This window comes from Sandarakinorhabdus sp. (assembly GCF_032115815.1).
In the GTDB taxonomy this organism is placed as follows: Bacteria; Pseudomonadota; Alphaproteobacteria; order Sphingomonadales; family Sphingomonadaceae; genus Sandarakinorhabdus.
The window spans coordinates 1-8,968 of the sequence record NZ_JAUMBI010000075.1; the positions used below are offsets into that span (position 1 = coordinate 1).

Sequence of the window (8,968 nt, forward strand, 5' to 3'; positions counted from 1 at the left end):
CGGCGCCGCGGGCCATGGCACTTTCATCGAGGTGCATGTGGGTGGAGTGCAGGCCGCAGCAGGCGCGCCAGTCTGTCCCCTGCTCGGCGACGCCCAGGAAGAACATCGCGCCGGGGACTTTTTCCAGCACATAGGCGAAATCTTCGGCGCCCATGATCGGGTGGGCCAGCGTCTGCCATTGGTCCTCGCCAAACAGGCGCTTTGTCACCGCTTCGCCCAGCGCCACGGCGCGGCCGTCGCAATTGGTGACCGGGAAGCCGGGGATGATCTCCACCGTTGCGCTGGCGCCGTGGGCGGCGGCGATGCCCTGGGCCAAGGCGGGCAGGCCGGCGTGCAGCTTGGCGCGCGTGGCGGCGGAAAGCGTGCGCATCGTGCCGAACAACAGGGCGGTTTCGGGAATCACATTGTCGGTGGTGCCGGCGCTGATCTGCCCGATGGTGATCACGGCGGGATCGAACACGCTGATCTGCCGTGTGACGAACGTTTGCAATGCCAGCGCGATCTCGCAGGCGATGGGGACGGGATCGAGCGCATCGTGCGGCATGGAGGCATGGCCGCCGCGGCCGGTAATCACGATGCGCAACTTGTCGTTGCTGGCCAGCAGCGCGCCGGTGCGGCCCGCCACCACGCCCCACGGCGCGTTGGGCATGATGTGCAGCGCGAAGGCGGCATCGGGGAGCGGATCGATCAGGCCATCATCCAGCATGTAGCGGGCGCCGTGATGGCCTTCTTCGCCGGGCTGGAACATGAACATCACGGTTCCAGTCAGGCTGTCGCGCCGTTCGCACAGGATGCGCGCGGCACCGGCCAGCATCGCCACATGGGCATCATGGCCGCAGGCGTGCATGGCACCGGGGATGGTGGAGGAAAAATCGAGGCCCGTCTCCTCAGGCATCGGCAGTGCATCGGTGTCGCCGCGCAGCAGCACGGTGCGGCCATTGGCGGGGCCCTTGAGGGTGGCGATGATGCCGCTGGTCGAGGGGCCGGTGCGGATGTCGAGCGGCAGGCCGGCCAGCGCCGCCATGATCTTTTCGGCCGTGCGCGGATTGCTGAGGCCCAGTTCCGGTTCGGCATGAATGGCGCGCCGCAGCGCGGTCATGTCAGGCAGCACGGCTTCGGCGGAAGATGTCCAATCAATCATGTCGCGAGGGTAGCGCCTTCCCTTGTCGCCCGCCACCCGCTACGCGACCCGCCATGCATGATGTGATCATTCTGGGCGCCGGTGGTGCCGGCCTGTTCTGTGCCGCCACGGCGGGGCAGATGGGCGTGCGGGCGCTGGTGATCGATCATAATCACCAGCCGGGCCAGAAGATCCTGATTTCCGGCGGCGGTCGCTGCAATTTTACCAATGTGGGCGCAGTGCCGGATCGCTATCTGAGCGAAAACAAGCATTTCGCGCGATCGGCGCTGTCGCGCTACACGCCAGCCGATTTCGTTGATCTGGTGCGCCGCTACAATATCGCCTTCCACGAAAAGACGCTGGGGCAGTTGTTCTGCGACGGGTCGGCGAAACAGATCGTTGCCATGCTGATGGACGAATGTTCAGCCGGCGGCGTGGATTTCTCGTTCGGCACGGCCATCACCGACGTGAGCCATGCCGATGGGCTGTTCACCGTCACCACCACGTCTGGCGTGTTCACCGCGCCCAATCTGGTGCTGGCCACCGGCGGCCCGGCGATCCCCAAGCTGGGCGCCACCGGCTTTGCCTACCAGCTTGGCAAGCAGTTCGGGCTAAAGATCATCCCGCCGCGCCCGGCGCTGGTGCCGTTCACGCTGCCGGGCACGGAAAACCTGTTCCGCGAACTGGCCGGCGTGGCGGCCGAAGTGGTCGCCATGGCGGGCAAGTCTGCTTTCCGTGAGGCGGCGCTGTTCACCCACAAGGGCCTGTCCGGCCCGGCCATGCTGCAGGTATCGAGTTACTGGCGGCACGGCGAGGCGATTGCGGTGGATTTCCTGCCCGACGCGCCTGCCGACTGGCTGATCAGCGCCAAGCGGCAACGCCCCAAGGCGGGGCTTAAATCCGTGCTGGGCAGTGCGCTGCCGGAACGGCTGGCCACCGCGCTGGCCGACACGCTGGGCCAAGGGCTTGGGATTTCTGGCGACATGGCGAGCCAGAAGGACGCGGCGCTCACGGCCGCGATGCAGCGCCTGAAGGCCTGGGCCTTTCGCCCCGATGGCACCGAAGGCTTTGCCAAGGCCGAAGTGACGGCCGGCGGCATCGACACCGCCGGTCTGTCGTCGCGCAGCATGGCGGCCAATCACATTGAAGGGCTGTTCGCCATCGGCGAGGCGGTGGACGTTACAGGCTGGCTGGGGGGCTATAACTTCCAGTGGGCCTGGGCCAGCGGACACGCCGCCGGAACGGCAATCGCGGAGAGAGTGCATAAATGATGAGCTATGACGAAGTGGTGATGGGCCGCCGTTCCATTCGCGGTTTCAAGCCCGATCCGGTGCCGCTGGAGCTGATCAAGGAAATTCTCACCATGGCGATGCGCTCGCCATCGTCGATGAACACCCAGCCGTGGAACTTCACCGTGGTGACGGGGGAACCGCTCAATCGCATCCGCGCCGGCAATACCGAACGCAACATAGCCGGCGTGCCGCACAGCCGCGAATTCCGCACTGGCACGGCGTTCGAAGGCGTCCACCGCGAACGCCAGATCGGGGTGGCCAAGCAGCTGTTCAGCGCCATGGGCATCGCGCGGGATGACGCGCCGGCCCGCATGGACTGGGTGCTGCGCGGCTTCCGCCAGTTCGACGCGCCGGTGTGCGTGATCATCACCTATGACAAGACACTTTCGGGCAGCGACGACACGCCGTTCGATTGCGGCGCGGTTTCGACCGCACTGGTCAACGCCGCCTGGTCGCGGGGGCTGGGCGCCGTGATCAACAGCCAGGGCATCATGCAATCGCCAGTGGTGCGCGAACATGCCGGCATTGCCGATGATCAGGTGATCATGAAGGCCATCGCCATCGGTTGGCCGGAGGATAGCTTCCCCGCCAACGCCGTGGTTTCGGAGCGCAAGAGTGTCGAGGAAGCTGCGCGGTTCGTGGGGTTTAAGGACTGATTTCGCGGTGGCTGGCGGCTGACCATGATCAGATGGCTCTTGCCGCCGGCTCACTTGCCTATTCGATCGTGATGCCCACGACGCGCCAGTTGACGCCTTCGTCGGCCAGCGACAAGATTTCGGTGGCGTCGGCCTTGTTGGCGTAGCGCGCACGGAACTTGACGACCCAATAGCCGGCGGGCGGTGCCGGGGCGAACTCGGCACTGACAAGGGCGCGGCTGATGGGCGCGCCAAACTGGGCGCGCACCTTGTTCGAAACGTCGGTCCACACGGCGCGGGTGTTCAGCACTTTCATGGCTTGGCCAACGGCGTTCCAGCTGCCGTCCCAATCATTGGCATCAACCAGCGCCAGAAACTGCCGGGCGGCGGTGACGGGCGCACTTTCGGCAGCGGCAGCCGCCTGCGGGTCGGCGGCCGGCGTGGCGGTTGGCGCGGACAGGGTGACAAGGGCAAACACGGCAAGGACGGTGGACATGGTGAAAGCTCCGGTTTGCCAGCTGAACAGCGGCCGCGGGGCGCGACCCTTGGGCTGGTGAAGATCAGGCTGCACGAGCCCGACTGACGGCGATGCCCCCAAATCCGTGTCCCCAAGATTTTCAGGGCCTTCGGCTTCTCGGTCGCGCAGCAGGCGGGCGGCCTCGCGACTGCTGGATGTGCCCAATTTGCGCCGGGCATCGCGCAGCCGTTCGTGGATGGTGTGCACCGACAGCCCGAGGTGACGGGCGATGCTCTTCGCGTCATGGCCTTGCCCAAGCAGGTGCAGGGCCTGCTTCTCCTTCTCGGTGAGGGCTGAAAGGCCGCTGTTCATGCCCAAGAGCTAATCCCGAGCGCCATCCCAAGCCACCCCGAATTTTTCGTTCCTGGCGGCAGAAGCTGCGGGGCGGTCGGCTGATGCCGCTGACCGCCAGCGCGGGCACGCGGCGGATTACACGCCGTTGGCCTTGAAATGCTTCAGCAGCCGGTCCCATGCGTCCTTGCCCGCCGCCGCGTTGTAGCTCGGGCGATAATCCGCCAGGAAGCCGTGATCGGCGTCCGGATACAGGATGATGCTGCTCTTGCTGCCCTTCAGCTTGGCCTGCATCGCCTCCACGTCGGCCACCGGAATGCCCTTGTCGAGCGCGCCATAGAGGCCGAGCACCGGGGCCTTCAGATCATCGGCCACGTCCATCGGGAAGCGGCGGTTTTCCGGGCCGGGGTTGCCCTTCAGGCCACCATACCAGGCGCCGCCGGCCTTCAGTTCGGGGAAACGCGCAGCTGCCATCCAGGTGATGCCGCCGCCCCAGCAGAAGCCGGTGATCGCCAGTTTTTTCGCATTGACGAACTTCTGCGTGCCGAGCCAGTCGAGCGTGGTTTTTGTGTCGCCCATCACCTGTTCCAGCCCGGCCTTGGCGACGATGGCGCGGATGGCGGGGAAATCCTTCAGGGTGGGCAGTGTCTTGTCCGGATCGCCGCGGAAGAAATATTCCGGTGCGACGGCGACATAGCCGGCCTTGGCAAAGCGGCGGCAGACATCCTTGATCCATTCATGCACGCCGAAAATCTCGTTCACGACGATCACGGCGGGGTGCTTGCCCTTGCCAGCGGGCCGCGCGACGAAGGCCGGCAGGCCGCCGGGCAGGGTTTCCCAGCCCGTCACCAGGCCATCGGCGGGCGTGGTGATCGGTTCGGCCTGGGCGGCAATATCGAACACGGCATAGCCGGCAGCAGCCAGAACGGCGCGGCGTGACAGGGCGAGATCTTCGGGTTCGGTGCCTTCGGGGCGGGTGAGCGTGGCCATGATCCGGTTCCTTGCTGGTGATGCAGGGCAGGATAGGCGCTGGCAGCGGCCTTGCAAGCAAGCGGGCCTTGCGGCGGCTTCAAAGAAGATTACATTATCGCAATCTTTCCGATAAAGGTGCCTCCATGCTGATCGCGCTTGTCTCGCTTGCCCTGGCCGCTGCTCCGGCTGCTGTAAGTCAGGGCAAACCCGCCCCGGTTGATGCCGCGATGACAGCCCAGCATCGCGGCTGGATCGATGAACAGGCGCGCTGGAATGCCCAGCACATGGCGGCGGCGCGCCGGCTGGAGACCGTTGCGGCCGCGCTGCGCCGGCACGACACCAGTTTCGATCAGCATGGCAGCGAGTTGCGCGACCATGAACGCCGCATCATTGCCAGTGGCCACGGCAGGGACGACAAGGCCCGGCACCTGGCGCTGGCGGCAGCCCATGCGCGGGCGGCGGAAAGCCACCGCCGGTTGATGGCGGAAGTCGCCGATCTGGAACGCACGATCACCCAGAATCTGGCGGCAGACCGTTTCCCGCCGCGCTGATGCCGCGCTTCAGGCCGAACGGCTTCCACTTCAGAGCAGGAACATCCCCGCAGCCGAAAGCGCCATCAGGACAACGGCCCCCCAGCCCAGCAGCGCTTGCGCTCCGCGCGCCCGGAAATTGCCCATCACGGCACGGCGGCTGGCCAGCAGCATGATGGCCAGCATCACCGGCACCGCCACCAGGCCATTGACCACGGCCGTCCAGAACAAGGCCTTCATCGGATCGATGCCGATGATATCCAGCGCCAGCGCCGCGCTCACCGCCACGAAGATCACCCCGTAAAAGCCGGCGGCTTCGCGCGGTTTCAGCTCCAGCCCGGCGCGCCAGCCCATCACTTCGGAAAGCGCATAGGCGGCCGAGCCTGCCAGCACGGGGACTGCCAGCAGACCGGTGCCGATGATCCCCAGCGCAAACAGCGCGAAGGCGAAATCGCCGGCGATCGGCCGCAAGGCTGCGGCGGCATCGGCAGCGGTGGCAATGGTGGTGGTGCCGGCGCCGTGCAGCGTGGCGGCGGTGGCTGCGATGATGCACAGCGAGATCGTCATGGTGACCAGGAAGCCGCCGGCGCTGTCTTTCACCAGCCGCGTCAGTTCGCGTGGCGCGGCGCGCGGGCGTTGCAGCAGCGGGCGGGCATGTTCGAGGTTCATCTCCTCCAGTTCCTGCGCGCTTTGCCAGAAGAAGAGATAAGGGCTGATCGTGGTGCCCAGGATGGCGACGACGGTGGTGGCGCTGCCGGCCGGCAGGCTGGGCCACAGGCCGCCCAGCACGTCGCGCCAGTTCACGCCCACCGCCAGCACCACCAGCACATAGGCAAACAGGGACAGGGTGAGCCATTTCAGCAGGCCGACATAGCGGTGATACGGCACAAAGATCTGCAACCCCAGCGACAGAACGGCAAAGCCCACCATCAGCGGCAGCCGCGGCACGCCGGTGACCAGCCGCGCTGCCTCGCCCATCGCCGCGATGTCGGCCGCAATGTTGAAGATGTTGGCGCCCAGCAGCAGCACCACCACCGCCCACACCACGCCGCGCGGCAGGTGCGTGGCCAGATTGGCCGCCAGTCCCTTGCCGGTAACGCGGGCGATTTCGGCGCAGGTGAACTGGAAGGCGGTGAGGAACGGCCAGGCCAGCACCACCGGCCACAGCAGCGCAAAGCCATAGGCGGCACCGGCCTGGGAATAGGTGGCAATGCCGGAGGGATCATCATCGGCCGCGCCCGTCACCAGCCCCGGACCCAGCGCCGAATGATAGGCCGGCTTCTTCAGCCGGTGGGTAAGGGGTGGGCGCCGCTGGTTCATGGCCGATAGCGGATCAGGCCTTCCTGCATCAGCGTGGCGACGGGGCGGCCATTGATATCGTGCACGATGGCCCGGTTGATGCCGCGCCCGCCGCCGGCCATCGGCGAATCCTGATCGAACAAATGCCAATCGTTCATGTTTGGCGTCTGGTTGAACCAGATCGCGTGATCGAGGCTGGCCGATTGCAGCGCGGGGTTGGCCCAGCTGATGCCATGCGGGGCAAGGCAGGTATCGAGCAGGGTCATGTCGCTGGCATAGGCGAACAGGCAGCGTTGCAGCACCGGATCGGCGGCCTGTTCGGGTGTGAGCGGGGCCGCCAGCCGCACCCAGTGGCGCTGCTGCGGCGGGCGCTTCTGCGGGTTGAAGAAATCTTCGTCACTCTCCACCGCGCGCACGTCCAGTGGCCGTTCCCGGGTCAGCCAGATGGTGCGCCAGGGTTCGGGTGCCTGCGGGGCGTTACGGCGGGACCATTCCGAATCGCTTTCCAGGCCATCCGGGTGCGGCACGTCGGATGGCGGGGTGATGGCGTGTTCCAGGCCCTCTTCCGGCACCTGGAAACTGGCGGCCATGTTGAAGATCGGTCGTCCCTTCTGGATGGCGACGACGCGGCGGGTGGTGAAGCTGGCGCCATCGCGATCGCGTTCCACCTTGTAGACGATGGGCAGTTTCGGATCGCCAGGCCGGATGAAATAACTGTGCAGGCTGTGGCACAGGCGGCCTTCCTGCACAGTACGGCTCGCCGCCATCAGCGCCTGCGCCACCACCTGGCCGCCATAGACGCGGATCCAGCCTTCGTCGGTGGATTGGCTGCGGAACAGATCGGTTTCGACCTCCTCCAGATTGAGCAGGCCGAGCAGGCGGGTGACGGCACGTTCAGGGTCGGGGGTAAAGGCTTGCGGTTCCATAGGCCCTCCCTAGCCGATTTCCGCTTGTCCACAACATCCGCGCATAACTCTGCTTGACAGGGCGGCACACCCTCCATATCAGCGCGGCTCCACAGCGCTTGCGGGTGTAGCTCAGTTGGTTAGAGCGTCGGCCTGTCACGCCGAAGGTCGCGGGTTCGAGCCCCGTCACTCGCGCCACTGTCCCTTTGGGGACGTGGCCAAACAAGCCGCCGGCGCCGTGGAAATTCGCTCAATTGCCTGATGATCTGAACGGTTGCAGCAGCAGCCGATCGAGCCATTGCGCGCGTGGCTCGCGAAAATCGTGCAAGCCGATCATCATGCCGCTGTGGCCATCACGCGGTTGGGCCGCCAGCGAGCCGAACAGCCGATCCCACAACGACAGATTGAAGCCGAAATTGCGGTTCATCTCATCGCCGTGCACGCTGTGATGTACCCGGTGCAGATCGGGCGTGACCACAAGCCAGCGCAGCGGACGCTCGATGCCGGCGGGCAGGCTGACATTGCCGTGATTGAACATGGCCGTCGCATTCAGGATCACTTCGAACAGCAGCACGGCCAGTGGCGGCGCGCCCAATGCGGCCACCACGGCCAGCTTGATGATCATCGACACCATGATTTCCAGCGGGTGGAAGCGCAGCGCGGTTGTCGTGTCGAAGGCTGGATCGGCATGGTGGACGCGGTGCAGGCGCCAGAACAACGGCACGATGTGGAACAGGCGATGCTGCCAGTAGATGGCAAGGTCGAGCAGGATGATGGCCAGCAGCACTGCCAGCCAGTGGGGCAGGGCGATGATGTTGAACAGACCTATGCCGCGCTGTTCCATATCGCTGGCGAAGGCGACAGCCAGTATCGGGAACAGCAGTCGAACCAGCAGTGTATCGAGCCCGACCAGCGCCAGATTGTTGAGCCGGCGTGTCGTGTTGCCGGCGGCCGGCGCCCGTCGCGGCGACAGTTGCTCCCACAGCAGCATGACCGCTAGCACGCCGGCAAAGGCGGCGAGGCGGATGATGGGCTCGTTTGCCAGCATCAGGCGACTTGGGTGCGCAGCTTATCCCAGCGGTCGAGTTCGTGGGCGATGGAGGTTTCCACCAGCGTTTCCCACAGATTTTCCGCCAGCCCCGGCGGCAGGCCGGCGGCGGCGGCGGCGGCGCTGGCGTTGGCGATCACCTGGGCCTTGCGGGCTTCGTCGCGCACATCGCTGCGGCTGGGCTTGATGCGGGCGGCGGCGTCCATATAACCGAAGCGGCGGGCAAGCAGCGCGACCAGTTCCTGATCGAGCGCATCCACCCCAGCGCGCACTTCCAGCATTGTCTGGCAGGCTTCTGGCGGCAATACGCTCATTTCTGCCTCCAGCGGCCGGTGTTCATCCACAGGAACAAGGGTTTC

At 66.0% G+C, this 8,968-nt stretch carries 10 protein-coding genes and 1 tRNA gene; 4 read left to right on the forward strand and 7 right to left on the reverse strand.

Annotation, left to right across the window (positions count from 1 at the left end):
• The coding region (locus tag RT662_RS04505) for a M20 family metallopeptidase (RefSeq protein WP_313669507.1) at positions 1–1,141 on the reverse strand (1,141 nt) is incomplete at its 3' end.
• Positions 1,142–1,194: 53 nt separating this feature from the next.
• On the opposite strand from RT662_RS04505, the gene RT662_RS04510 reads away from it, so the two are divergent.
• The gene (locus RT662_RS04510) at positions 1,195–2,391 is read left to right on the forward strand and encodes an NAD(P)/FAD-dependent oxidoreductase (RefSeq protein ID WP_313669508.1); all 1,197 of its coding nucleotides are present in this window, start codon (positions 1,195–1,197) and stop codon (positions 2,389–2,391) included.
• Positions 2,391–3,068 carry a nitroreductase gene (locus tag RT662_RS04515; protein WP_313669520.1) on the forward strand — a complete coding sequence of 226 codons (678 nt, stop codon included), beginning with the start codon at positions 2,391–2,393 and terminating at the stop codon, positions 3,066–3,068. The genes RT662_RS04510 and RT662_RS04515 overlap by 1 nt, the downstream gene beginning before the upstream one ends.
• A 58-nt stretch (positions 3,069–3,126) precedes the next feature.
• Here the strand turns inward: RT662_RS04515 and RT662_RS04520 are convergent, their stop codons facing one another.
• A complete protein-coding gene (locus RT662_RS04520; protein ID WP_313669509.1) occupies positions 3,127–3,876 on the reverse strand; it encodes a DUF4019 domain-containing protein in 750 nt (249 codons plus the stop codon).
• Between the two features lie 117 nt (positions 3,877–3,993).
• The gene (locus RT662_RS04525) at positions 3,994–4,845 is read right to left on the reverse strand and encodes a dienelactone hydrolase family protein (RefSeq protein ID WP_313669511.1); all 852 of its coding nucleotides are present in this window, start codon (positions 4,843–4,845) and stop codon (positions 3,994–3,996) included.
• A gap of 125 nt (positions 4,846–4,970) precedes the next feature.
• Between RT662_RS04525 and RT662_RS04530 the strand changes: the two genes are divergently transcribed.
• Complete coding sequence (locus RT662_RS04530) at positions 4,971–5,378, forward strand: hypothetical protein (protein ID WP_313669513.1); 408 nt, start codon at positions 4,971–4,973, stop codon at positions 5,376–5,378.
• A gap of 30 nt (positions 5,379–5,408) precedes the next feature.
• Here the strand turns inward: RT662_RS04530 and RT662_RS04535 are convergent, their stop codons facing one another.
• Positions 5,409–6,677 carry a divalent metal cation transporter gene (locus RT662_RS04535; protein WP_313669515.1) on the reverse strand — a complete coding sequence of 423 codons (1,269 nt, stop codon included), beginning with the start codon at positions 6,675–6,677 and terminating at the stop codon, positions 5,409–5,411.
• Positions 6,674–7,582: an acyl-CoA thioesterase II gene (locus tag RT662_RS04540; RefSeq protein WP_313669516.1), complete on the reverse strand. Its 909-nt coding sequence runs from the start codon at positions 7,580–7,582 to the stop codon at positions 6,674–6,676. Before RT662_RS04540 ends, RT662_RS04535 begins: the two co-directional genes overlap by 4 nt.
• 100 nt (positions 7,583–7,682) lie before the next feature.
• On the opposite strand from RT662_RS04540, the gene RT662_RS04545 reads away from it, so the two are divergent.
• A tRNA-Asp gene (locus RT662_RS04545) sits at positions 7,683–7,759 on the forward strand.
• Positions 7,760–7,811: 52 nt separating this feature from the next.
• Here RT662_RS04545 and RT662_RS04550 read toward each other — a convergent pair.
• Together RT662_RS04550 and RT662_RS04555 are read right to left on the reverse strand one after the other, a co-directional pair.
• Positions 7,812–8,609: a sterol desaturase family protein gene (locus tag RT662_RS04550; RefSeq protein WP_313669518.1), complete on the reverse strand. Its 798-nt coding sequence runs from the start codon at positions 8,607–8,609 to the stop codon at positions 7,812–7,814.
• Positions 8,609–8,923 (reverse strand): chorismate mutase, encoded by a 315-nt coding sequence (locus tag RT662_RS04555; RefSeq protein WP_313669522.1) that lies wholly within the window; start codon positions 8,921–8,923, stop codon positions 8,609–8,611. Before RT662_RS04555 ends, RT662_RS04550 begins: the two co-directional genes overlap by 1 nt.
• Between the last annotated feature and the right edge of the window lie 45 nt (positions 8,924–8,968).

What these genes read in the sequence shown, in the direction of transcription:
- RT662_RS04555 (WP_313669522.1), bottom strand. Translation starts at nt 8,923, where the DNA reads ATGAGCGTATTGCCGCCAGAAGCCTGCCAGACAATGCTGGAAGTGCGC.
- RT662_RS04520 (WP_313669509.1), bottom strand. Translation starts at nt 3,876, where the DNA reads ATGAACAGCGGCCTTTCAGCCCTCACCGAGAAGGAGAAGCAGGCCCTG.
- RT662_RS04530 (WP_313669513.1), top strand. Translation starts at nt 4,971, where the DNA reads ATGCTGATCGCGCTTGTCTCGCTTGCCCTGGCCGCTGCTCCGGCTGCT.
- RT662_RS04540 (WP_313669516.1), bottom strand. Translation starts at nt 7,582, where the DNA reads ATGGAACCGCAAGCCTTTACCCCCGACCCTGAACGTGCCGTCACCCGC.
- RT662_RS04515 (WP_313669520.1), top strand. Translation starts at nt 2,391, where the DNA reads ATGAGCTATGACGAAGTGGTGATGGGCCGCCGTTCCATTCGCGGTTTC.
- RT662_RS04535 (WP_313669515.1), bottom strand. Translation starts at nt 6,677, where the DNA reads ATGAACCAGCGGCGCCCACCCCTTACCCACCGGCTGAAGAAGCCGGCC.
- RT662_RS04550 (WP_313669518.1), bottom strand. Translation starts at nt 8,609, where the DNA reads ATGCTGGCAAACGAGCCCATCATCCGCCTCGCCGCCTTTGCCGGCGTG.
- RT662_RS04510 (WP_313669508.1), top strand. Translation starts at nt 1,195, where the DNA reads ATGCATGATGTGATCATTCTGGGCGCCGGTGGTGCCGGCCTGTTCTGT.
- RT662_RS04525 (WP_313669511.1), bottom strand. Translation starts at nt 4,845, where the DNA reads ATGGCCACGCTCACCCGCCCCGAAGGCACCGAACCCGAAGATCTCGCC.